Source organism: Sphaerisporangium sp. NPDC005288, assembly GCF_040607475.1.
Lineage (GTDB): Bacteria > Actinomycetota > Actinomycetes > Streptosporangiales > Streptosporangiaceae > Sphaerisporangium > Sphaerisporangium rhizosphaerae.
The window spans coordinates 45,090-70,828 of record NZ_JBEXGT010000003.1 but is presented as its reverse complement, the minus strand read 5'-3'; the positions used below and the strand labels follow the sequence as shown (position 1 = coordinate 70,828).

The window sequence follows — 25,739 nt, the reverse complement described above, 5'->3', positions numbered from 1 at the left end:
GTGCCCGACCCGCCACGCCCGCGCGTCGACGCCGATCGGCACGGTCTCGTCTTTGATCACCGTTGGGCCTCGCCAACGGCGCGTTCGCCGACTTGGCCGGGGTCGTTCTCGGGAGAAGAGAAGATTGGTGATGTTCGAGCATTTGAAGGGTTCATCGTCCGCTATTGCGAACTTCGTCCGAGAAAGTCGGCGGCGACTTTCGTGAGCGCCGGTCCACGGGGAAGCCCCGGTGGCGATGGCCCCTGACCTGGCGGGCGTGCGCCTTCGTGTAGGCGCTCCTCGTAATACGACATGTGGCATTAAAAGTGGTCATTCTCGGTTGTCGGCACCGGACGGTTGGCTTTACCTGTTTTGTTGAGTCCGGATCTGTTTCGTTCCAAGGCGTTGAGTGCAAGTATGGCCGGGCGGAGCAGAGACGGACCGTCTTCGCCGATCGCCGTGCCATGTGATCTCGCGCCCTCGTGCGAGATTCGACGGCTCGATCCGCCATGCCCCGGGGCACCTATCTCGCTTCATCGGATCCGAGCTGGAGGATCTCTTGCGCGAAGACGGCTCATTGCCGAGCTACGACCGGCTCTTCGGCGAACTGGACTTCGGGGAGCAGGAGGAGCCGGGGTCGGTCACCTCGCCCGCGGCCTACCTGGCCGACCTGCTCCAGCTCGTGGAGGACAACTTCGAGGAGCCGTCGCTGCTCGAACGGCGGCCGGGGCTGAAGCGGGTCGTCCTCGACCATGCGGGCACCTACACCGAGGTCCCGTACCTGGACATCGTCAACGAGGTGCTGGCGAGGTTCCTCACGGCGGACGCGTCCGCGGACCCGGACCCGACCTCGGCTCCGGACACGACCTCGGCTCCGGGTACGTCCGCAGGTCCGGATACGTCCGCGGGTACGGACATGTCCGCGGATCCGGATACGACCGTGGGCCCGGACACGTCCGGAGGGCCGGGCATGTCCGCGGACGCGGACACGGCGGGTATGGGCGCGGGCGCGGACGCAGGTACGGGCGCGGACGCGGGTACGGACGCGGAGCCCGCGACGCAGGCGGAGGCGGAGGCGGAGGCCTTCGCGCGGTTGCGTGAGCTGCGGTTTCCGTTCGACAAGCCGTTCTCGTTGCAGGACGAGCGGTTCCGGGCGTACCTGCGCCGGTTCGAGATCGCCCCCGAGGAGTTCTACCGCGCGTTCGCGGCGCGGGTCAGCGCCGACGTGGTCGCCCGAGAGTACCTGGGCCTCACGCCCGAGGACGCCGCGATCGTGACGACCGTGCTCTCCGGCGAGGCCGCCGTCCAGGAGTGCTACGGCCTCGGCGACAAGCCGCTGACCGCGTTGCAGGACGTCGACCGGTTCCGCCGGGCCACCATGCTCACCGCCGCGGAGCTGAGGGACCTGCTGTTCCAGAACCTCCTCCCGCTCGCCCGCCCGCCGCACGCCGAGGCGTCGGCCTTCTTCGTCAACCAGGGTGGCCCTCCCGTGAGCGTGGACGCGGAGGGACGGCGGCTGGTGTGGGGAACCGGGGAGACGCCCGTGCCCTGGGAGTGGTTCGAGAGGACGCGCCGTTTCGTGCGCCTCGCGCGCAGGACCGGCCTGTCGATGGCCGACCTGGACGTGGTGCTCAGGACCTGCTGCGGCAACCGCATCGACCCGGCCGCCCTGCGCGTGCTCGCCGCGGTGGTGTACCTGCACCGGACCCACGACCTGCCGGTGGACGTGGTCTGCGCCCTCGCCGCCCCGATGGACACCACGGGCATCCGGGACGGCGCCGACCCCCGCGACCTGTTCACCCGCACCTACAACGACGTCATGACCGGGCCGGGCGGCCAGGAGGACGGCCTGGTCTGGCCATGGCCGGACGCGCCGCCGGCAGGGCAGGCGCTGCGGTGCGCGGGTGACATTCTCGCGCCGCGCAACGCCGCCTACCGCCGCCGCCTGGCGAGCGGTCTGTCGGTCGGCGAGAGCGACCTGGTGGAGATCGTCGTCCGCTACCGCCGCAGGTACGCGGGCACGCCGCTGGAGCCCGGTCCGTTCGACCGCGAGGAGATCGGTCTGGCGGCGCTGTCGCTGCTGCACCGGGTCACCCGGCTGAGCGCGGCGCTCGGTCTTTCCACCGGCGAGTTCTTCGGCGTGCTCGCGGCCGTGGAGGCCGATCCCGCGCCGCGGCCGCAGGGCTACACACCCTTCCGCGGGCTGCCGCTGGACGACGATCCGGGCACCCGCGACTGCCATCGCATCCTGGAGGCCGGGGACGCCGGCGCGAGCCTGTGGCTGGCCCGGACGCTCTCCGGCGTCGCCGAGTGGATGCGGGCCGACGGGTTCGGCGTCGAGGACCTGGGCGCGGTCATGGGCGGCCCGGTGGCCCTGAGCGGCGGCGATCCGCTGTCCACCGGCCTGGACGGGCGTGCGGGCGTGGACGCGGCGTCGAGGGCGGACGGGGCGTCGGCGGCGGGCGGGGACGGTACGGGCCGGACGGGCGAGGGCGCGGTCCCCGCCGACGACGGGACCGACGCGGTCGCCGCGGACCTGGGCCGGGAGTTCCAGAGCGTGGCGTTCGGCCCCGGCTCCTTCGTCTCCGACCGGTTCGGGGAGCGGGCGTCCCAGGTCATTCAGGACGTGCTGACCGCCTACGACGGCGTGGTGTCGCCGGGCGACGACCGGGTGCTCCGATTCGACCGTGCCGAAGCGGAGCCGGCCGCCTACGACGCGCTGACCGACCTCGCCGTGCTCACCGAGGAGGACTTCCTGGACCTCGGCCTCGACGAGAGGCTGACCGGGAAGATCTACGCCGATCTCGTCACCGCCGGCTACCTGCGGGCCAACGGCGAACTGGTGCTGGACAGGCTTCCGGGTGCGGGGGAGGAGCTGCGCCTGACGCGCGACTTCACCCCGCACCGCCGCGCGCTCTACGACGTGATCGCCCGCCTGTGCGGCGCACCGGCGTCCGGCACGGACGCGGACACAGGTATGGGCGAGGGCATGGTGCCCCACGCGGGCATGGGCGCGGGCGCTCTGGGCGTGATGGCTGAAGGGGACGCGAGGGCCGCGGATGGCACCAAGGACGCGGCGGGTGCCCGGGGCACGGAGAACACCGACGACGTCGGACATCCCGGGGGCCCTCGTGATTCTCGTGATCCCCGAGATCCCGGACGTGCTGTAGACGCCGGAGACGCGGAGGACGGGGAGGACACCGGGGACACCGGTTCGGGCGCGGTTGACCAGGGGACCGGTGACGCCGGGGCCGAGGGCGCGGACGCCGCGGATGCGTGGCCGGATGACGACGATGCGGCGGGGGCGGCGGCGCTTTACCCGTCCGATCTGGTCTCGCTGGGACTCGGGCCTGACGAGCAGGCCGAGCTGTACGACAACCTCGTCTTCAACGGTTACCTCGACGCCGAAGGCGAGATCCTCTGGCCCGCGCCGTTCACGAAGGAGGACCCGCAGGACTCCGACATCGAGCTGCTCGCCGTCAACGCCGACCTCGGGGACGTCGCCCCCGCCGTGCTCGGACGGCTGCGCGAGCGGGTCGAGCGGTTCCACGGCGGACGGCTCGTCCTGGACCCCGCCGTCTTCGCGGCGCTCCCGCTGACCGAGATCCAGGTCGGCGCGCTGGTGGAGGCGCTGCGCTTCAACGAGTACCTCGACCGGGACGGCGCGTACCGCGACAAGGCGGCCCTGCTCGCCACCGGCGCCGACGACCTGGCGCTGCCGCCCGAGTTCCACCCGCACCGCGGGGCCGTGCTGTCGGCGATGCGCGGCCAGGTCGAGGACTTCAGGGCGGAGCTGTGCACGTTCGTCGCCGAGGACTTCCAGGACATCGCCGACGAGGCGGTCGCCGGGCGGGTCCTGGCCGACCTCGACGGCGCCTTCACCGACGACGGCCTCATGCGGGTGGACGCGACGATGAGGGCGGTGGCGGACTCCTCGGGCTCGGCTCTGCTGGGAGCGTGGTTCACCGACGCGGAGACGGCCATGGTGGCCGGCCGCGTCTCCGCGATCCTCGCCGAGCAGCGGCCGTACCGGCTCGACCTGGTGGCGCTCGCGGCGCTGGACTTCGACGAGCGCGAGCGCGCCCGGCTGGTGGACATGCTCGTCGGGGCGGGGGACCTGAACCGGGCGCTGGCCGTCCCCCTCGAACGGCTCGGGTACTTCGGCGACGCGGGCAACGTGCTGCACTACACGGTCGCGGGCCTGGAGGACTACGCCAAGGACCTGTTCTACCTGCTGCACGCGGTGGCGATCGAGGTGTCGGCCGGGATGGCGGAGATCGTCGCGGCCCTCGGCGCGCTCGCCGACCGGCAGCGGACGCTGGTGTCCTCGCTGCTGCAGGACGCCCTCGGCGTGCCCGCGGACACCGTCGCCGCCATCTGCGCGGGCGTCACCGGCGGCGCGGCGCAGACCATGGAGGTGCTGGTGGTGCCCGCGCTCGCCGCGGCGGACGCCGCGGCGGACGACGGCCTCCCGGGCGCGGCGGAGGCGGCCGGCGCGGTGGGCCCGCGCTTCCGGCGCGCCTACCGGCGGATCCGCGGGTTCGCCGTGCTCGCGGCCAAGCTCGGCCTGGACGCGGCGGAGGTGCTGGTGGCCTTCCGCGACCAGGACCTGGTGGGCGGGTACCCCGAGCCGCTGGCGCTGCCGCCCGGCGCCGGCCGCTTCGACGCCCTGCTGGAGACCGCCGACGGCGGTGTCCTGCTGTTCCTGGGCGACGCCTACTGGGCCTACTCGCCGGGGACCTACGCCTTGGCCGACCCCCGGCCGCGGCCGCTCACCGAGCTGTCGGACCGGTTCGCCGGCCTGCGGAGCGTGGACGCGGCCTTCACCGTCGCCGGCGCCGAGTGGATCGTCGGACGGTGGAGCGACGGCGCTTCGCGGACGTTCGTCAGGGAGCACGGCAGCGCCCGCTGGGTGGAGCGCGACCGGGTGTGGGGGAAGGTCGAGAACGCCTTCGACGACCCCGAGCGCGTGGACGCGGCGTTCGTGGACGAGGAGGGCAGGGCCTACCTGTTCCGCGGCGACCAGTACGTGCGCTACTCCGGCGCCGACTACACCGTCGTGGACGAGGGGTATCCGCGGAGCATCGGCGAATGGTGGGAGGGCGAGGACCGGCGGACCCCGCTGCCCGCGCCCTTCCGCCGGTCGATCGACGCCGGGTTCCGGCACCGGGACGGCGCGGTCCACCTGTTCAGCGGCGACCGCTTCGTCACCGTCGGCGACGCGGCCGACCAGCCCATCGCCGGCACCTGGGGCAGGGTGCGCAACACGCTCGCGGGCGCGGAGCGGGTGGACGCGGCGTACGCGGACGCCTCGGGCGCGGTGTACCTGTTCGCCGGCGACCAGGTGATGGAGTACGCCGACAGCATCGAGAACGACGGCGTCCTGGCCGTCGAGGGGTATCCGCTGCGCATCGAGACGCGTTTCCCCGGCGCGCCGGTCGCGTTCGAGGGCGGACTGGAGGCCGCCTTCGCGACCGGGGACGGCGCGGTCCATCTGTTCAAGGACGGCAGGACCGTCGCCCTCCCGCCCACCCCCGGAACAGGGGGCGGCGCCGGCGGGGAGCAGGGCCGCTGGGGGGCCGCCGACCAGGTGGTGCCGGTGGCCGGGCGCTGGGGCGTGCTGTCCGACGTGCTGTCCAGCGGCGCCGTGGAGTCGGCGTTCGTCGGGATGGACGGCCGGACCTACCTGTTCAGCGGCGAGCGGTACCTGCGGTACTCGACCTCCGACTATTCGGTCGTCGACCAGGGATACCCGCGCCGCATCGAGCCAGACTGGGGCGGGCTGCGCAGGGTGGACGCCTCGTTCGTCCTGGACCGCAAGACCTACCTGTTCGGCCTGCCCGGGCGGCTGTTCGACCTGCCGCTCGACCCTGAGGACGCCTCGGCCGCGCAGGCCGAACTGGCCGCCGGCCGCGTCCCGCGGGCGCTGCGCCGCCGCCTCGCCGAGCACGGTCTCCCTCTCGCGGACGACGCCCGGCCCGTTCCTGCGGGCGGCGGCGGTGCCTGGAGGGTGACCACCGAGCAGGGCATCGAGGTGGAGGTCCGTCGTGAGGGCGACCGGCTGGCCGTGCACGGCGGCCCCGGCGACGAGACCTCGTTCTACGTCCGCTACTCCACCCGCGACTATTCGACGCCCGACCCCGGCCACCCCCGTCCGCTGACCGACGACTGGTGGAACCTGCCGTCGAGCCTTGCCGGCGACCCGAGGTTCACCAGGGTCGACGCCGTGTTCACCGGCCGCGACGAGCTGACGTACCTGTTCTCCGGCGACCGGTTCGTGGTGTTCGACAGCAGGCGCCGCTGGTGGTCGGAGGTGCGCACGCTGCGCGAGGACTGGGACGGTCTCCCGTTCGAGCGGGTGGACGCCGCGTTCGTCGGCAAGGACGGCAAGACCTACCTGTTCTCCGGCCGCCGGTACGTCAGGTACTCGACCGCGGACTACACCCGCGTCGACGACCGCTACCCGGCGTCGGTCACGCCGTTCTGGGGCAACGTCGTCAACGCCCTCGCGCGCACGGGCCGGGTCGACGCGACGCTGGTGGCGGACTCGACCGAGGTCGTGGACGGCGTGGAGGTCGTGCGCACCCACACCTACCTGTTCTCCGGCGACCAGTACGTCCGCTACGAGGGGGAGGACTACTCGGCTGTGCAGGACGGCTACCCGCGCCCGATCGCCGCCCTCGCGCAGGAGCCCCGGCTGCGGAACCTGCACGTGCCGCTGGCGGGAGGCATCGACGCCGCGTTCGCCGACCGGCGCAACGTGTACCTGTTCAAGGACGGCAGTTGCCACGTCGTCTCCGACGGCCTCTACCGGCGCCACACCCACCTCGACCTGGCCGGGGTCACCTGCGCCTTCATCGAGGACGGCCGGGTGGTCGCGCAGGGACCGGACGGCTGGCGCCACCTGGGCGCGCTGGAGGGGACCGTGGCGACCTCGGCGCCCACGCGACCGAGGACGCTGCGCGCCGTCCCGCCCGAGTACCGCACGGGCCTTTCCGCGGTGCTGCGGGGCGCCGACGGCACCACCTACCTGTTCAAGGGATCCTCCTGCTACAACGTCCGGCTGGGACGCGACTACCCCCTCGCCGAGGAGTGGGGGTGGCCGCGCGACAACATCCACCAGCGCGGCATCGTGGACGCCGCGTTCGTCGGCCGGGACGGGAACACCTACCTGTTCAGCGGCGACCAGTTCGTCACCTACCCCGCCGCCCCGGGCACCTCGGGCGCCTCCGGCACCTCTCGCACCTCGGACGCCTCGGAGGCGGGCCGGCCGCGTCCGGTGGCCGAGCACTGGGCGGGGCTGTCGAACGTGGCGCTGGCCTACGTGCGCGACGGCAGGACCTACCTGTTCGAGCGGCCCGGCCCCGACGGGCGGACCCGCCACGTCGTCTACTCCGGCGCGGACTACCGGAGCCCCGACCCCGGGTACCCGCGCCCCGCCGACGCCGGCTTCTGGGACATCCCGCAGGCCTACCGCGCCGAGGGGTTCACCTTCCCCGACGCCGTGCTGTTCGAGGGGAGCACCATGCTCCTGCTGCGCGGCGACGAGTGTCTGCAGTACGACCAGGTGGCGGGCGTGTGGTCCTACCCCCGTCCGATCGAGCGCGTCTGGCGGGGCTACGGCCGGGACCTGCGGCCGGGTGAGGTGCTGCGGACGGCCTTCACCGCCGGCGACGGCGCCACGTACTTCTTCTTCACCGGCCGCTTCACCGCCTACCGCGACGGCGCCTTCTCGCCCATGGAGCCGACCAGGGAGCGGTGGAGCGGCTCCCGCGGCCTGTTCGGCGCCGCCGGTGCGCACGGTTCCCCGGCCGGGTCGCCGGTCTCCGAGGCCCCTGCCGGGTCGGCCTCCGGCCCCTCGGGCGGGTCGGTCTCCGGCTCGCCGGACGGGGACGGCGCCGGCCAGGTGGAGGACGTGGTACGGGTGGACGCCGCGTTCGTGTACCGGGGCTCGACGACGTTCCTGTTCTCCGGCGACCGGTACGTGCGCTACACCGGCGCCGAGTACCGCTACGCCGACCCCGGCTACCCCAAGCCGATCATCGGCGAGCTGCGCAAGGAGGAGGCGTTCGCCAACCTGCCCGAGTCGTTCGACGACGTGCTGATCGACCGCCTCGCCGCGGGCCACGACCGGCTGGTCGAGGCGGTGGTCGCCAACCGGCGCACCGTTTACCTGTTCGTCGGCGGGGAGTGCCACGCGGTGTCGGACGCCGCCGCCGTCACCTACGACCTGGGGTTCGCCGGCCGGGTGCGCAACGCGCTGGCCGAGCGCGGCCGGGTGGACGCGGCGCTGGTCGCCGGCGGGCGGGCCTTCCTGTTCTCCGACGACCAGTACGTGCGCTACTCCGGCACCGACCTGGCCTTCGCCGACGAGGGGTACCCGCGGACGATCGCCGCCGCGCTGCCGGCCGAGCTGGGGGTCGCGGCGCTGCCCGAGGAGTTCCACGACGGCATCGACGCGGCGTTCACCGGCGCCGACGGGCACCTCTACCTGTTCAAGGGCAAGAAATACCTGCGCGCCGACGACCCGGCCACCGCCGACGACGGCGCCGCCACCCCGGCGACGGACGCCGCCCCCGCGGACGCCGGGGGCGGACGGGCCGAGCCGGTCGCGGGGCAGGTGGCAGGGCCGGTCGCGAGGCAGGTGGCAGGGCCGGTCGCGCGGCCGGTCGCCGGGACGTGGGGCCGGGTGCGCAACGCCTTCGCCGACGGGCCGCCCGGGGTGGACGCCGCGTTCGCCACCCCGGACGGCGAGCTGTACGCCTTCCGCGGCGACCAGTACGCCCGTTACGCCCCCGGTGACCTGGAGCGGGTCGAGCAGGGACACCCCCGCGCCATCCGGAACGCCTGGGGCGACCTGCCGGCGTCCTTCGAGGCGGGCATCGACGGGGCGTTCGTCTTCGAGGGCCGCACCTACCTCGCCAAGGGCGACCAGTACGTGCGCTACTCCGGTACGGCCGCCGAGGCGAGCCGGCACGGCGCCGGCGGAGCCGGCCAGGCGACGACGAGCGGCGCGGGCGGAGCCGGCCGGGCGACGACGAGCGGCGCCGGTCCGGGGAGCCCGGGCGGGGCCGGACGGTACGGCGTCGTGGACCGCACCTATCCGCAGGCGTTCGCGCGACGCTGGTCCGCCGCGGCGGACTACCGGCTGGACGACGTCGCCACGATCGCCCGCTTCGCCGCCCTGGCCCGCGAGTACCCGGGCGGCGACGGCGGGCTGGCCGCCCAGCTCGGCGCGGGGCCCGTCCCCGTCCAGGACCCCTACCGGGGCCTGGCCGCGCTGTTCAGCTGGGACGCCGAGGAGCTGAGGTGGGTCAAGCGGCACCGCGACCTGCTGCCGGGCGCGCCGCGTCCGGGCGACCGGCTGGAGATCGAGTTCGTCCTCCAGCTCGCCGAGCTGTTCCTGCTCACCGGACGGTTGGGCCTCGGCCCGTCCGCGGTGTACGCCGACATCTGGTCGCGGGTCTACGGCGAGCACGAGTCGACGGCCGAGCACGAGTCGGCGGCCGAGCGGGAGTCGACGGCCGAGCGGGAGTCGGCGGCCAGGCGCGCGGTGGAGCTGGAGCGCGCCGCGTCCGCCCTGTACGGGCTGCTCGCGCGGGCGCACGGGCCGCAGGAGTGGGCCGAGCTGTCGCGGCAGGTGCACGACGAGCTGAACCTGCTCAAGCGGGACGCCCTGGTCTCGGCCGCGCTCGCCGCCGCCCCCGGGCGGCGGACCTCGCGGGAGCTGTTCGAACACCTGCTGATCGACGTGGACATGGGCGCCCGCGGCACGACCTCGCGGGTCAAGGAGGCCATCGCGGCCGTCCAGCTCTACCTGCACCGCTACCTGCTGGACCTGGAGCCGGTCACGGTGTACTCGGGCCTGGCCGCCGAGCAGGTCCGCGCGCGGATCAAGGCCCTGTGGGGCTGGATGCGCAACTACCGCACGTGGAAGGCCAACCGCGAGGTCTTCCTGTACCCGGAGAACTACCTGCGGCCGGAGCTGCGCGACACCAAGACCCCGGCCTTCCAGGAGCTGGAGAAGGACCTGCTCCAGGGGGAGATCACCGGCGACGGGGTGCAGCGCGCCTACAAGCGCTACCTGGACGAGTACACCGAGGTGTCGCGCCTGGCGATCGCGGGCGGCTACGTCTACGTGCCCGATGGCGCCGGGCGGGGCACGCGCGGCCTGGTGCTGTTCGGCCGTACCAGGACCGCCCCGCTGCGGTTCTACTACCGGCGCGCCGAGTTCCGCGAGGGCGTCCGGCTGTCCACGACCTGGGGGCCGTGGCTGAAGATCGACCTGCGCATCGACGCGGAGAAGGTCTATCCGATCCACGCCTTCGACCGGGTGTTCGTCTTCTGGGTGGGCGTGGAGGCGGTCGTCCCGCAGAACACCTCGAGCACGGCGATCACGGCCACACGCGTGGGCGACAAGCAGACGGTCACCGCGCCCCCCGGTCCGCAACGTGTGAAGATCTTCTACTCCTTCTGCAACCTGAACCAGGAGTGGGTCCCTCCGCAGGTCGTCGGGTCGGCGGACATCCTGTGGAGCGGGGCGCCGCCGGACCTCCCACTGTCGGTGTGGTCGGCGCCGCTGCCCGGTCAGGATCCCGGTGACGAGCACGACGCCATCCTCGTCTCGTGCGCCCTGCCCACCGCGCCCGGCGCGGTGTCCTTCGCGCTCACCCCCGAGCTGTACGCCGTCCCGGTCACCGGGCTGACGGCGCAGACGGGCAGGCCGGGCGAGGTCGCCGACATCCTGGCGCCCGAGGAGGCCGAGGCCGTCGGGGCGGGGGCGATCGTGCGGTTCAACCGGCCGGCCTCCTCGCCCGACCGGCACTGGCTGAGCGTCGACCACAAGGGCGGCAGCTTCCTCATCAGGCCGGTCATCCCGGCCCCCGCCGAGGAGACGCGCATGACCAAGCTGCGCGGCAACAAGGACAAGCTGCCCGCGTGGGACCGCGTCGACGCCGCGTTCGAACTGTCCGACGGCACCCGATACTTCTTCGGCAACGAGAGCGGCCGCTACGTCAAGATCGCCCGTGGCCGTACGCGGGCCAAATCGGATCTGCCCATCGCCGGCGACTGGGGCAGGCCGCCGGAGAACCTCACCACGACCGGTGTCGTGGACGCCGTGCTGGTGCGCGCCCGGCACGTCTACCTGTTCTCCGGCGATGAGTACGTCCGCTGCACGGGGGATGCTCCCATCGGGCCGCCCGACCCGGGCTTCCCTCAGCACATGCGCGACAACAGCGACAACCTGCCCAAATGGTCCGCGGTGGACGCCGCGTTCACCGCGCCGGACGGCACCGAGTACTTCTTCTCCAAGGAGCGCGGCGGGTACGCCATGTCCGGCTCGCTGGAGACCGTCCGGCCGATGTGGGAACGCTGGACCCCGCCCCGCGACCTCGCCGACGGCGGCGACGACATGGCCTTCACCGTCGACCACCTGGACGCCGCCTTCGTCCGCGACGGCCGCACCTACATGATCTTCGGTGACCGCTACCTGCGGTACACGCTCGCCGGGGACGACGGCCGGCAGCGGCTCGACGAGGGCTACCCCAAGACGCTCGCCGGCAATCCCGACGGCCTGCCCACCTGGAGCCCCGTCGGCGCGGCCCTGGTCACCCCCGGTTTCTCTTGCTTCTTCGACAACACCACACAGACCTACGAGTTGCGCGTGGGGACCGGCGAGCCGGGCACGTACGAGACCCGCGACCTCGGCAGCCGCTGGCGCACCGTCGACGCCGCCTACGTCGAGGACGGCGCGCTGTACGTGACCAGCGGCACGGAGTACGCCCGGTACACCCTCGGCCCGGACGGCGCCCCCTCGGGCGTCACCGACCAGGGCTATCCGCGTTCGATGGCCCGTCCGGTCAACGCGGTGTTCCGCCAGTCCGGCCACCGGTACGTCTTCAGCGGCGGCTCCTACGCCGTCTGGGAACCCGGGCGGGACCTCGAAGCGGTCACCGCGTACGCGCCGATCGCCGGTAACTGGGGCGAGCTGCCCGACGGCGTGGAGACCGGCCTGACCGGGGCGCTGGACACCACGGCGGAGCTGTTCCTGTTCATGGGCGACCGGTACGTGCGCTACGCCAAGGACGCCGAGGTGGCCGTCCCCTACGAGTACGCCACGCTGCCGCAGGAGATCGTGCGCCTGACCACCAGCACCGCGTTCGTGCTGAACCGGCGGCTGCTGGCCGGCGGGGTGGCGGCGCTGCTCGCCCCCGAGACCCAGGAGACCGACGAGCTGCCCGCCTTCGGGACCGGCGCGGCCGGGCCCACGACCGTGCGGGTGCGCGCGGACAAGGTCACCCCCGAGCGGCTGCCCACCAGCTCCTACCTGGACTTCCAGAGCGCCAACAGCGTCTACTACTGGGAGATCTTCTTCCACGCGCCGCTGCTCATCGCGCAGGCGCTCAACGGCGCCCAGCGGTTCGAGGACGCGCGCCGCTGGTACGAGTACATCTTCGACCCGACCGACCCCTCCGCCTACTGGCGGTTCCTGCCGTTCCTCGCGATCGACCCGCGGGCGCTCGCCGACGGCTGCGCGGGCGACCTGGCCGAGCTGCGGCGGCTCGGCGCCGAGGTGTCCCGGGCGGAGGCGGAGCTCGGCCCGGAACTGGACCGGCTGAGGTCGCTGGCGGCGGCGTTCCAGGAGCGGGCGCTGGAGGACGACGACGTCGACCACCTCAGGGACCTGGCCACCCGCGACTTCGACGACGCGCTGGACGAGGTCACCGGCGCCGAGACGCCCCGGGCGCGGGCGGTGCTGGCCGAGCTGCGCGAGCGCGTCGCGCTGGTCGGGGGCTTGCGGCGGCAGTACGACCTGGTGGGCGACAACGGGCGGCTGCTCGCCGCCTACCGGGAGGACCCGTTCGACCCGCACGCCATCGCCGCGCTGCGCCCGGTGGCCTACCGCCGCGCGGTCGTCATGGCCTACGTCGACAACCTGCTCGACTGGGGGGACATGCTGTTCCGCCAGTACACGGCCGAGAGCGTGGACGAGGCGCGGATGCTCTACATCCTGGCCCACGACCTGCTCGGAGACCTTCCCGGCCGCCTGCGCCCGGCCATCGGCACCGGGTCGGCGCGCAGCTACGCCGACCTGGAGCGCGAAGAGCGCCTGCCGGAGCTCACCGGGGGCGGCGAGATGCTCACCGGGCCCGGGGCGGTGCACGCCGGAGTGGCCGACCCGTACTTCACCATCCCCGGCAACGCCGTGTTCGCCGAGTACTGGACGCGGGTCGAGGATCGGCTGCTGAAGATCAGGCAGTCGCTGGACATCATGGGCGTCAGCCGTCCCGTGCCGCTGTTCGACCCGCCGATCGACCCGGCCGCCCTGGTGAGCGCCGTCGCCGGCGGCGCCGCGCCGGACGCGGCCGCCGCCGCGCCGCCCGTCCCGGTGCCCGAGCACCGGTTCACGGTGCTCCTTCGCAGGGCGCAGGAGCTGGTGGACAAGCTGCGCTCATTCGGCGACGCCCTGCTCGGCGTGCTGGAGCGGCGCGACTCCGAGGAGCTCACCCTGCTGCAGGCCCGGCAGGAGACCGTGATCCTCGGCCTGGCCCGCGCCGTCAAGCAGGCGCAGGTGGAGGCCGCCGAGGAGAGCAAGCGCGAGGCGGAGGCCGGGCGGACCGCCGTCAACACGCGGCTGTCGCACTACCAGCAGCTCGTGGACGACGGCATGTCGCAGATCCAGCGGGCGCAGATCGGCCTCATGACGCTGGCCGCCGCGACCCACCTGGCCGCCGGCGGGCTCAAGCTCGGCTCCTCCATCGCGCACGGCGTCCCGCAGGTGCTGTTCGGCCCGTTCATCTTCGGCACCGAGTACGGCGGCAAGCAGATCGGCAAGGCGCTGGACAAGGCCGCGGAGGTCCCCGAGCAGTTCGGCGAGTCGTTCAGCCTCCTGGGCGAGCTGCTCGGCGTGGTCTCGGAGTACCAGCGCTCCGAGCAGGACTGGCGTTTCCAGATCGACCTGGCGCGCAACGACCTGGCGCAGGCGGAGCACCAGGTGGCGAGCGCGGAGCACGCGCTGACCGCCGCGCAGCGCGATTTGGACGTCCAGACGCAGGAGATCGCCAACCAGCAGGCGGTCACCGCGTTCCTCAAGGACAAGTTCTCCGGCGCCGACCTCTACCAGTGGATGGCCGGCCGCCTGTCGGGCCTGTACTTCCAGGCGTACGGGATGGCCTACGAGATGGCGCGCGCCGCCGAACGGGCCTATCGGTTCGAGCGGGGCGTCCCCGACGGGCCCGCCTACATCAAGCCGCTGTACTGGGACAGCCGCCGCGCCGGGCTGACGGCCGGCGACGGCCTCGGCATGGACCTCGACATGCTCGCCAACGCCTACCTCGCGGCCGACACCCGCGACCTGGAGATCGTCAAGCGGATGTCGCTGCTGGCCCTGGACCCGCCGGCCATGCTGCGCCTGGCGAACACCGGCCGTTGCGAGTTCGCGCTCACCGAGGCGCTGTTCGACCGCGACTTCCCCGGGCACTACCGCCGCCAGATCAGGACGGTGGGGCTGTCGTTCGAGGACGAGGGCGGCGGCCGTCCCGACCTCAACGCGACGCTGACCCAGCTCGGCCACAAGACCGTGCTGGACGCCGACGCCAAGGCCGTCAAGCACCTGCTCGACCCCAAGGGCGCGCCCCCGGCCACGGTGCGCGCCGACTGGCGGGCCGGCCGGCAGATCGCCGTCTCCCACGTCGAGGACGGCGCCGACGGCGACGGGCTGTTCGAGCTGCGCTACGACGACGACCGCTACCTGCCGTTCGAGGGCACCGGCGCGGTGTCCACCTGGCGCCTCGCGCTGTCGGGCGCCCGCCCGGCCTCCCTGCGGGACGTCGTGATCACCGTCAGGTACACCGCGAGGAACGGCGGCGAGGTCTTCGCCAACGCGGTCAAGGGCATGCTGCGGCCCTACCCGGCCGCGCGGTTCCTCGACCTCGCCCGGGACTTCCCCGACCAGTGGCAGGAGTTCACCGCTGGCGACGCCCCGTCGCTGGTGCTGCCGGTCACCACCGATCTGCTCCCGGGCCTGGCCGACCCGCGCGTCACCGGCGTGCAGGCCGTGCTGGACGTCGCCGGCGACGCCCCCGTGCGCCTGACGCTCGGCGCCGGCCGCGCGTTCCCGCTGCCCGGCGGCGCGTACGTGCCGACGCCGGGCCTGCGGGCCGCCGCCCCCGGCGGCCCCGGCTGGACGCTCACCCTCGAAGGCGACAAGGCGGCGATACGGAACATCGGGCTGGTGCTCACCTACAAGGCCGGAACGCACTAGCCGTCCCGGCGGACAGGAGATCGGGCGATGGGCAAGAAAAAGGACAAGTCGCGGAAAAAGGCCCGCAAAGGCGGCAAGAGCACCGACTCCGGCTCCGACTCCTCCAAGGAGAAGGCGCCGCCGCGCAAGGACCCGTCGGACGACGAGGCCCGGGAGACCGGTTCCGCCATGGAGGAGTCGCAAGCCGAGGATGGCGGCAGCGACGACGACAACTACGAGATCGGCTCGGACTACGATGGCTTCGACCGGCGCTCCCCCCGGCCCGCTTCGCCGTCCACGCGCCGCTCCAGCAGCGACGACGACGACCGGCCGGTCGCCCAGACCGGCGGCACGCTGGTGCGGACCAAGCAGCAACAGGTGGTGCGCGCGCCCGCGCCCGCCCCGGCGCTGCCCGCCTCCCGCGTGCCGGACCTGGTCGCGTACCTGACGAGCCTCCCGCGCGACCTGGCCGCCCACCTCCTCTCGTTCGTGAACTTCACGGACCTGCTGAACGTGCGCGCGCTGAACCAGCAGGCGAAGAAGCTCGTGGACGGCCTGTCGCCCGGGCTGACGCCCAAGGCACTGGGGCCCTTGGACCTGCGGCAGTTCTGGATCCGCCTTGTCCGCAGGGTCGTGCCCGGAACCTCGCCGCTGTACGTGCTGTCGGTCGCCCGCGAGATGCCCGCCCCGGCCGACCCGAAGTTGTGGCGCGACATCGGCGAGTTCCTCCGGGTGCCCTACACCGAGATGCCGGAGATCGTGGCGGAGCTGGCCTGGCAGCGCGGCGAGGCCGACGACGAGGCCATCCTCAACGAGGTCAGGGAGCTGGCCGCGGAGGCCGGTGGGGACCCCGATGAGGTGCTTGAGCGGTACGAGAACGCCATCGTGTCGCCGAACCCCCTGACCCTGCTCAAAGGAGCCCGCACCGACCCGGGCACGGCGGAGACGGGAAGGGTCCCCGGCGCCGAGGAGCGCCGGCTCAAGGCGGCGGTGCACGAGCGGTTGCGGCTCAGGCACGCGGCTCAGGCGGAGGAGGCCGCGGCGGCCGGCGGCGGCAGGGAGTACCGTGCCGAGCTGCTCAAGGGGAAGAAGAATAAGAGGGAGAAATTGACCTCCGAGCAACGGTCGCTCGACCGGCTCGCCTGGGTTCTGCAGCACCTGCAGGACAGCAGGGAGTGCGTCGCCGTGGCCAGCGCCGGGAATGAGCTGAGGCTGTGGGCCAACACCCCCGACGACGAGATGGCCCGCGATCTGAACGATCTCCTCGAGGTGGCGCGCGCGCAGACCGCCGGCGCCGAGGAGGATCTGAACGACCAGCTCCAGGGCATGTGGAACCTGCTGCGCCAGTCCGGCCTTGACGTGCGGGACGGCGAGCCCACCCTTCAGCAGTGGAAGGCGGCCGAGCGGCGCCTGCGCAAGACCATCACCTTCCTCGCCGAACTCGAGGCGACCTGGGGAAAGGTCCAGACGAGCGCGCAGACCCTCCAGTTCCTGGACGGCAAGGTGCACGCCGAGGTCCAGTTCGCCGACGACCTGCTGAGGCTGCGAGCCGAACTGAAAGCGAAGATGGCGACCCTCCCGGAGGACCAGCGGGCGGCCTACCAGGAGCGGCTGCGCCTGATCGACGAGGCGCGCGTCGCGGTCGGCATCTCCAAACTGTGCTGCCTGAAGTGCTACCTGGCGATCGGGGCGGTGATCTCGGTCGAGAAGCTCTCCATCACCATCTCCGGCACCCACTACCGCACCTACGACTGGCCCATGCCCCCGTCGCTGGCCTCCTCCGAACCGTTGCTCCGGGCCTACCTCAATCTGCCGGCCAAGCCCACGAAGGCCGCGGACAAGGAACTCGACGCCGCGCTCAAGGACCCCGCCAAGCGGGCCGTGATCGTCAAGGCGATCAACACCTACATCGTGGACGGCTACCTGACCCCCAACGGTTATATCTCCAGCGAGGACGAGAGGGGTCTGGAGTTCACCTTCTACGATCAGCCGCCGGAGGAGCCGGCCGACGATGGGCCTGAGGAGTCGGTGGAGGCGGCACAGGACCAGCCGGTGGCGCCGGCCGATGAGGAGCGGGAGGAGTCCTCCGGCGGGGAGGAGGTCGTCCAGCCCCCGAAGAAGCGCAAACTCTGAAGAGAACCGGGCCCGCCGTCCGGTGGCGGCCCAGGGGCGGGCTCAGGGGTGTGGGGCGAGGTGGACGACCTTGGTGTGGGTCATCTCGTCCAGGAGTTCGGGGCCGTAGCCGAAGCCGTGGCCGCTGCCGCGCAGGGGCTGGGCGGCGCCGCCCGGGGCGCCGCCGAACACGGCGTTGACCTTGACGGTGCCCACGGGCAGCTCGCGCCAGGCCCGCTGGGCGTTGGCCATGGACGGGGTGAGGACGGTGGCGGCCAGCCCGTACGCGCCGCCCGCCGCCAGTTCCAGCGCCGCCTCGAAGGAGTCGACGACCCGCACGGGCGCGACCGGGCCGAAGGTCTCCTCGCGCATGATCTCCATGTCGTCGGTGCAGCCGGTCAGGACGGTGGCCGGGTAGAACGCGCCGGGGCCGTCGGTGACCCCGCCGCCGGTCAGCACCCGGGCGCCCGCCTCGACCGCGGACCGGACGTGCCGGTGGACGACCTCGCGCTGCGCGAGGTCGACGAGCGGGCCGAGGGTGGTCTCCTCGTCCATGCCGGAGCCCATGCGCAGTTCCTCGGCGCGCTGGATGAGAGCTCCGAGGAAGGAGTCGGCCACGTCCCGGTGCACGTAGACCCGTTCGACGGAGGTGCAGATCTGCCCGGCGTTGGCGAAGCAACCGGTCGCCGCCTGCGCGGCGGCCCACTTGACGTCCACGCCCGCGTCCACGATCAACGGGTCCTTGCCGCCGTTCTCCAGCAGCGTCGCCGCCCCGGTGCCGGCCGCCGCCGCGGCGATCGCCCGCCCGGCCGCCGTGGAGCCGACATGGGCGACCAGGTCGACGCCGCGATGCGCGGCCAGCGGCTCGCCCGCCCGGCCGTCGCCCGGCACCATGGTCAGCACGCCCGGCGGCAGTTCGCCGGCGATCAGCTCGGCGAGCATCGCCCCGGTGTGCGGGGTGCGCTCGGAGGGTTTGTGCACGACGGTGTTGCCGGTCACGACGGCCGCGCCGACCAGCCCGCAGGCGATGGCGACCGGGTCGTTCCACGGGGTGATCACCGCCACGACGCCGCGCGGCTCGTACACCATGAGGTCGGTGGCGTCCCAGCCGCCCTGGAGGCTGTGGCCCCGGTGCAGCGGCCCGAGCTCGGCGTACTGCCGGAGCGTCCCGACGCCGGCCGCCACGCCGCCGCGCGCGTCCCCGATCGGCTTGCCCATCTCGCGCGTCACCAGCTCGGCCAGCTCGCCGGCCCGGGCCGCGACCGCGTCCGCGGCGGCGTGCAGCCGGGCGGCGCGCTCGGCGGGGGTCGTGCGGGCCCAGCCGGCCAGGGCGCGGCGCGCCGAGGAGACGGCCCGCTCGACGTCCTGCGCGCACCCGGCGGGGGCTTCGCCGACCGGCTCGCCCGTCGCCGGGTCGGCGACCGTCCGCCATCGCGTGGCCGCGCTCGCCGACCACGCGCCGTCCACCAGCACCCAGCGGTCACTGCCTCGCACGACCCGCCTCCATCAGCACCCGGTCACTCCCTCGCACGGGCCGCCTCCATCTGCACCTGGTCATCACCTCGCACGGGCCGCCTCCGTGGGCGCCCGGCGGTCGCCACCTCGCGCGGCCCGCGCCTTCACGTCCACGGCGCCCGGAGCCCTACCCGGGAACCGTCTGCTCACTCGGGGGGGTGCCGATCCGTGCCCGGCCGTTGACGGCGGTGCCCGGTGAGGCCGCCGAGCCGTCAGGGGTACGTTGGGAGAAGAGATCTCCTGCGCGCCGAACGCGCCCGAGATCCGTCGCGGACGTGATCGGGGGAGGCCGGATGCTCGGGTTGCCCGACGGGGTCGGTGGGTGCCTGTTCGACATGGACGGCGTGCTCACCCGCACGGCGACGGTGCACGCCGCCGCGTGGAAGGAGACCTTCGACGCGTTCCTGCGCCAGCGGGCCGACCGGACGGGCGAGGCGTTCGTCCCGTTCGACAAGGTGTCGGACTACGACAGGTATGTCGACGGCAAGAAGCGGCTGGACGGCACCCGCTCTTTCCTCGCCTCACGGGGCATCACCCTGCCCGAGGGCACGCCGGACGACCCGCCCGACGCGCCGACCGTGCACGGGCTGAGCAACCGGAAGAACGCGCTCGTGCAAAAGATCATGGACAGGGACGGCGTGGAGGTGTTCCCGGGCTCGCTCCGCTACGTCCAGGCCGTGCTGCGGGCCGGGCTCGCCACGGCCGTGGTGTCCTCCAGCGCCAACACCGCGCGCGTGCTGGACGCGGCGGGCATCGCCGGGCTGTTCCAGGCCCGGGTCGACGGCGAGGTCGCCCAGCGGCGCGACCTGGCAGGCAAGCCGGCCCCGGACATGTTCCTGGCCGCCGCCGAGGCGCTCGGCCTGCCGCCCTCGCGGGCGGCGGTGTTCGAGGACGCGCTCGCCGGGGTGGCGGCCGGCCGCGCGGGGAGGTTCGCCGTCGTGGTCGGCGTCGACAGGGCCGGCCAGGCGGACGCCCTGCGCGAGCACGGCGCCGACATCGTCGTCACCGACCTCGCCGAGCTGCTGGAGCGATGATGATCCAGCACCCCGCGTTCGCGGTCGAGCCCTGGGCGGTGCGCGAGCACACCCTCCACCTGGACGTCCTGGCGCAGACCGAGTCGGTGTTCGCCCTGTCCAACGGGCACATCGGCCTGCGCGGCAACCTCGACGAGGGCGAGCCGCACGGCCAGCCGGGCACCTACCTCAACTCGGTCTACGAGCTGCGCCCGCTGCCGTACGCGGAGGCCGGCTACGGGTACCCCGAGTCCGGGCAGACCGTGGTCAACGTCACCAACGGCAAGCTGATCCGGCTCATGGTGGACGACGAGCCGTTCGACGTGCGGTACGGCACCCTGCACGAGCACGAGCGCGTCCTGGACCTGCGCGCCGGGACGCTGACCCGCCGCGCCCACTGGAGCTCCCCGACGGGAACCGAGGTGCGGGTCACCTCCACGCGCCTGGTGTCCTTCACCCACCGCGCGGTCGCCGCGATCCACTACGAGGTCGAGCCGGTCGGCCGGCCGTGCGGCGTGGTCGTCCAGTCCGAGCTGGTGGCGAACGAGACCGTGGAGTACCAGACCGGCGACCCGCGCGCGGCGGCCGTGCTGGAGTCGCCGCTCGTGCTGGAGGAGAACATGCCCGCGAAGGAAGGAGTGGCCATCATGGTCCACTCCACGCGGGTCAGCCGGCTGCGGGTCGCCGCCGCCATGTGCCACGACATCGACGGCCCCGAGGGGACGCGCGTCGACGCCGACGGCGCCCACGACGTCAGCCGGGTGACCATCGCGACACGCCTCAAGCCCGGCCAGAAACTGCGGCTGGTGAAGTTCTTCTCCTACGGCTGGTCGGCCAAGCGGTCCCGTCCCGCCATGCACGACCAGGTCGTCGCCGCGCTCGCCGCCGCACGGCTGGGCGGCTGGGAGGGCCTGCTGGCCGAGCAGCGGCGGTTCCTGGAGGAGTTCTGGGCCGGCGCCGACGTGGAGCTGGACGGCGACCCCGAGGTACAGCAGGCCGTCCGCTTCGGACTGTTCCACCTGGTGCAGGCGTCGGCACGCCTGGAGAACCGCCCCATCCCCGGCAAGGGGCTCACCGGTTCGGGGTACGACGGCCACGCCTTCTGGGACACCGAGATGTTCGTGCTGCCGGTGCTCACCTACACCTACCCCCGCGCCGCCGCGGACGCGCTCGCGTGGCGGCAGTCCATCCTGCCGAAGGCGCAGGAGCGCGCCACCCAGCTCGGCTTCTCCGGAGCCGCCTTCCCCTGGCGGACGATCAACGGCGAGGAGTGCTCCGGCTACTGGCCGGCCGGCACCGCGGCCTTCCACATCAACGCCGACATCGCCGACGCGGTCGTCCGCTATGTCGACGCCACCAAGGACACGAGCTTCGAGCGCTCGACCGGCCTGCCCCTGCTGGCCGCCACCGCCCGGCTGTGGTGCGCGCTCGGCCACCACGACGCGCAGGGACGCTACCGCATCGACGGCGTCACCGGCCCGGACGAGTACAGCGCCGTCGCCGACGACAACGTCTACACCAATTTGATGGCCGAGCAGAACCTGCGCGAGGCGGCCGAGGCGGCCAGCCGCCACTTCGAGCTGGCGCAGCGGCTCGGCATCACCCTCGACGAGATCGCCACCTGGCGCGACGCGGCCGCCTCCATGTACGTCCCCTACGACGAGCGGCTCGGCGTGCACTGCCAGAGCGAGGGGTTCACCCGCCACGCCACCTGGGACTTCGAGGGCACCCGCCCCGAGCAGTACCCGCTGCTGCTGCACTTCCCCTACTTCGACCTCTACCGCAAGCAGGTGGTCAAGCAGGCCGACCTGGTGCTCGCGCTGCACCTGCGCGGCGGGGCGTTCACCCCCGAGGAGAAGCTCCGCGACTTCGCCTACTACGAGGCGATCACCGTCCGCGACTCCTCCCTGTCCGCCTGCACCCAGGCGGTGATGGCCGCCGAGGTCGGCGCTCTCGACCTCGCCCACGCCTACCTGGGCGAGGCCGCCCTGATGGACCTTGCGGACCTGGAGCACAACACCATGGACGGGGTCCACATGGCCTCTCTCGCCGGGGCGTGGATCGCCCTGGTCTGCGGGTTCGGGGGCATGCGCGCCGGCGGGGGCCACATCTGCTTCGCCCCGAAACTGCCGCCGGGCATCACCCGGCTGGCCTTCCGGCTGCGGTACCGCGGACGGCTGCTGCGGGTCGGCGTCACCCCCGCCTCGACGACCTACCGGCTGCTGTCCGGCCCGCCGATGACGCTCACTCACCACGGGCACCGGTTCTCCATCGACGGCAGGCCCGTCACCCATCCCACGGTGAAGGTGTCCCCGCCGAAGGTGAGCATCCGCCAGCCGCCCGGCCGCGAGCCCGCCCCGCGCCAGATCCCCTGACATCGAACGGCCGTCCCGCGGCCGCCCGCCCATCCACCGGAGGAACCACCGATGACCACCACCCCGCTCCGCGAACGCGCCTCCTGGAAGGCGCTCAAGGAGCATCACGCCGAGATCGGCGGCCGCCACCTGCGAGAGCTGTTCGCCGAGGACCCGGGGCGTGGGGAGCGCATGAACGCCGAGGCGGCCGGGCTGTACCTGGACTACTCCAAGAACCGCGTCACCGGCGAGACGCTGGGCCTGCTCGCCGACCTCGCGCGCGAGAGCGGGGTGGAGGAGCGCCGCGACCTGATGTTCCGGGGCGAGCGCGTCAACACCTCCGAAGGACGCTCGGTGCTGCACGTCGCGCTGCGCATGCCCAAGGGCTCGTCGCTGGTCGTCGAGGGGGTGGACGTCGTCGCGGAGGTCCACGAGGTCCTCGACCGCATGGCCGACTTCGCCCGGCGGGTCCGCTCGGGAGAGTGGACAGGGCACACCGGTAAGCCGATCAAGAACATCGTCAACATCGGCATCGGCGGCTCCGACCTCGGCCCGGTGATGGCCTACGAGGCGCTGCGCCACTACAGCCGCCGCGACCTGACCTTCCGGTACGTCTCGAACGTCGACTCCACCGACATCGTCGAGGCCACCCGCGACCTGTCGGCCGAGGAGACGCTGTTCATCGTCTCCTCCAAGACCTTCGGCACCTCCGAGACCCTGGCCAACGCCCACTCCGCGCGCGACTGGCTGGTCGGGCGGCTCGGCGACGAGGAGGCCATCGCCCGGCACTTCGTCGCGGTGTCCACCAACGCCGAGCGCGTCGCCGATTTCGGCATCGACACCGCCAACATGTTCGGCTTCTGGGACTGGGTCGGCGGCCGGTACTCCATGGACTCCGCCATCGGGCTGTCGACGATGGTCGCCATCGGGCCGGAGAACTTCCACGAGATGCTCGCCGGCTTCCACGAGATGGACGAGCACTTCCGCACCGCGCCGCTGGAGCGCAACCTGCCGGTGCTCATGGGCATGCTCGCCGTCTGGTACGTCGACTTCTTCGGTACGCAGAGCATCGGCGTCATGCCTTACGAGCAGTACCTCAAGCGGTTCCCCGCCTACCTGCAGCAGCTCACCATGGAGTCCAACGGCAAGCGCGTGACCCGCGACGGGCAGGTCGTCGACTACGACACCGGCCCGGTCTACTGGGGCGAGCCCGGCACCAACGGCCAGCACAGCTTCTACCAGCTCATCCACCAGGGCACCCACCTGATCCCGGTGGACCTCATCGGGTTCGGCAAGAGCCTCAACCCGCTGCGCGACCACCACGACCTGCTGATGGCCAACGTCTTCGCCCAGGCGCAGGCCCTGGCCTTCGGCAAGACCGAGCAGGAGGTGCTCGCCGACGGCACCTCCCCCGAGGTGGCCCCGCACCGCGTCATGCCCGGCAACCGCCCCACCAACGTGCTCCTCGCCGAGACGCTCACCCCGCGCCTGCTCGGCGTCCTGGTCGCGCTCTACGAGCACAGCGTCTTCACCCAGGGCACCGTCTGGGGCATCGACTCCTTCGACCAGTGGGGCGTCGAGCTGGGCAAGGTCCTCGCCGGGCAGATCGCCCCCGAGCTGCAGAGCGACGGCGAGCCCGACCTCGCCCACGACTCCTCCACCAACACCCTGATCCGCCGCTACCGCGGCCTCAAGAACGCCTGAGCCCCGGGCGCCACACGACGGACCGTCCCCGGCCCACGGCCGGGGACGGCCCCGCCCAGGGTGCCCCGGGTCACGTGCGCCGGCGGCACAGCCGGTTTCCAATGGTGCGTACGGGAAGGGCGCCGGTGGGGGCGGTCGGCCGGGGCCCCGCTGAACCTCGGGCCGCGCTGGTACCACGTGCGCCGGTGCCACAGCCGGTTTCCAGTGGTGCGCACGGGAAGGGCGCCGGTGGGGGCGGTCGGCCGGGGCCCCGCTGAACCTCGGGCCGCGCCGGTACGTCGAAGGGGTATGTCCAACGACATGTCAGGGCGGTTGCCGAGGCGCGGGTTCCTGCTGGCGGCGCTCGCCGCCCTTGCCGCCGCGGGCTGCGGGGGAGGCGACACGCGCGTGCTCACGGCGTCAGGAGTCGGGCGCGAGACCCCCGCGGACGACGCCCCGGTCGCCGAGGTCGTCCGCGGCGTCACCGCCTTCGGGCACGCCCTGCACGCGGCCGCCGCCGACGCGGCGCGCAACGCGGTGCTCTCGCCGCTGAGCATCGCCTTCGCCTTCGCCATGGCCAGGGCGGGCGCCGCCGGCCCGGCCGCGACCGTTCTGGACCGCGTGTTCGGCTTCCCCGCCACCGGGCCGCACACGGCGTTCAACGCGCTCACCCGGCGCATCGTGACCGTCCAAGGCCCGCCGCCCCCGCCCGACCGGCGGGCCGAGCGCGACGCCCGCGAGCAGAGCGCCGGCCCGGTCGCCGGCATCGCCAACGGGCTGTTCGCCCAGGAGGGCCTGCCGGTGCGGCAGGAGTTCCTGCGCGTCCTCGCCGCGCAGTACGGCGCCGGAGTGCGCACCGTGGACTTCGGCGGGGACGCCGCCGGCGCCATCAACGCGTGGGTGGACGAGCAGACCGCCGGCAGGATCACCAAGCTGTTCGACCGGCTGGACCCGGCGACCCGGGTGGTCATCGCCAACGCCGTGTACCTCAAGGCCGACTGGGAGCACCCGTTCGCCGAAAGCCCTCCCGAACAGGGCGCCGCCTTCACCCGGGCGGACGGCTCCATCGTTCGCGCCGACCTCATGCGGCTGCGCACCTCCCTGAGGTACGCGGAGGGGACGGGGTGGCAGGCCGTCGAGCTGCCGTACGTCAAGAGCGAGCTGGCCATGTGGGTGCTGGTCCCGCGGCGCGGCGGGTCGCCGGCCGACCTCCTCGCCCCCGGGACGCTCGGCCAGGTCGCGACGGGGCTGCGGCCCCGGGCCGTGGACCTCGCCCTGCCGGAGTGGGATTTCGGCACCGGCCTCGACCTGGAGGCGCCGCTGCGCCGCGTCGGGCTGGGCGCGGTCTTCGACGGCGGCGACTTCTCCGGCATCGCCGAGGGCGCCTTCCTCGGCCAGGCGATCCACCGGGCCGACATCAGCGTGGACAAATGGGGCACCGAGGCGGCCGCGGTGACCGGGCTGGCCTTCCCCACCGCGGGCCTCGCCGAACAGCCGATCGAGGTGCGCGCCGACCACCCGTTCGCCTTCGCGATCGTCCACCGCCCCACCACCGCGCCCCTGTTCATCGGCCACGTCGCCGACCCCACGGCCACCACCTGACCCCGGCCGGCCGGGCCTCCGGAGGGGTAGGCCCGGCCGGCCGCCGTCGCCGGCGACCGAGGGGACGGCTCGGTCCAGGGGTACGGTCCGGCGGCGACTGAGGAGACGGCTGAGTCCAGCGGTATGGCCCCTGGCGCCCCAGGGAACGGCTCAGTCCAGCGAGACGGTCCGGCGGCGACCGAGGGGACGGCTCGGTCCAGGGGTACGGTCCGGCGGTCAGGGGGTGATTCGGTCCGA

At 73.2% G+C, this 25,739-nt stretch carries 7 protein-coding genes; 6 read left to right on the top strand and 1 reads right to left on the bottom strand.

What is annotated here, in order from left to right:
* The first annotated feature begins 538 nt into the window (after positions 1-538).
* Together ABZU32_RS03900 and ABZU32_RS03895 are read left to right on the top strand one after the other, a co-directional pair.
* Positions 539-15,244: a hemopexin repeat-containing protein gene (locus tag ABZU32_RS03900; RefSeq protein ID WP_354916737.1), complete on the top strand. Its 14,706-nt coding sequence runs from the start codon at positions 539-541 to the stop codon at positions 15,242-15,244.
* 27 nt (positions 15,245-15,271) lie between these two features.
* On the top strand, positions 15,272-17,356 hold the full coding sequence (locus ABZU32_RS03895) for a hypothetical protein (protein WP_354916734.1): 2,085 nt from the start codon (positions 15,272-15,274) through the stop codon (positions 17,354-17,356).
* Positions 17,357-17,398: 42 nt separating this feature from the next.
* On the opposite strand, the gene ABZU32_RS03890 is transcribed toward ABZU32_RS03895, so the two are convergent.
* Positions 17,399-18,829 (bottom strand): aldehyde dehydrogenase family protein, encoded by a 1,431-nt coding sequence (locus tag ABZU32_RS03890; protein WP_354838429.1) that lies wholly within the window; start codon positions 18,827-18,829, stop codon positions 17,399-17,401.
* Between the two features lie 314 nt (positions 18,830-19,143).
* On the opposite strand from ABZU32_RS03890, the gene ABZU32_RS03885 reads away from it, so the two are divergent.
* The 4 genes from ABZU32_RS03885 (at position 19,144) to ABZU32_RS03870 (ending at position 25,502) form a co-directional block, all read left to right on the top strand.
* Complete coding sequence (locus tag ABZU32_RS03885) at positions 19,144-19,884, top strand: beta-phosphoglucomutase family hydrolase (protein WP_354916731.1); 741 nt, start codon at positions 19,144-19,146, stop codon at positions 19,882-19,884.
* Positions 19,881-22,238 carry a glycosyl hydrolase family 65 protein gene (locus ABZU32_RS03880; protein ID WP_354916729.1) on the top strand — a complete coding sequence of 786 codons (2,358 nt, stop codon included), beginning with the start codon at positions 19,881-19,883 and terminating at the stop codon, positions 22,236-22,238. Before ABZU32_RS03885 ends, ABZU32_RS03880 begins: the two co-directional genes overlap by 4 nt.
* A 51-nt stretch (positions 22,239-22,289) precedes the next feature.
* The gene (gene pgi / locus ABZU32_RS03875) at positions 22,290-23,921 is read left to right on the top strand and encodes a glucose-6-phosphate isomerase (RefSeq protein WP_354916726.1); all 1,632 of its coding nucleotides are present in this window, start codon (positions 22,290-22,292) and stop codon (positions 23,919-23,921) included.
* A 300-nt stretch (positions 23,922-24,221) separates the two neighbouring features.
* Positions 24,222-25,502, top strand: coding sequence for a serpin family protein (locus tag ABZU32_RS03870; protein WP_354916723.1), 1,281 nt, complete (start codon positions 24,222-24,224; stop codon positions 25,500-25,502).
* Positions 25,503-25,739: the final 237 nt, after the last annotated feature.

Bases quoted from the DNA above. Each gene is read 5' to 3' on its own strand.
- ABZU32_RS03895 (WP_354916734.1), top strand. From the start codon at position 15,272: ATGGGCAAGAAAAAGGACAAGTCGCGGAAAAAGGCCCGCAAAGGCGGC.
- ABZU32_RS03870 (WP_354916723.1), top strand. From the start codon at position 24,222: ATGTCAGGGCGGTTGCCGAGGCGCGGGTTCCTGCTGGCGGCGCTCGCC.
- ABZU32_RS03880 (WP_354916729.1), top strand. From the start codon at position 19,881: ATGATGATCCAGCACCCCGCGTTCGCGGTCGAGCCCTGGGCGGTGCGC.
- pgi (WP_354916726.1), top strand. From the start codon at position 22,290: ATGACCACCACCCCGCTCCGCGAACGCGCCTCCTGGAAGGCGCTCAAG.
- ABZU32_RS03885 (WP_354916731.1), top strand. From the start codon at position 19,144: ATGCTCGGGTTGCCCGACGGGGTCGGTGGGTGCCTGTTCGACATGGAC.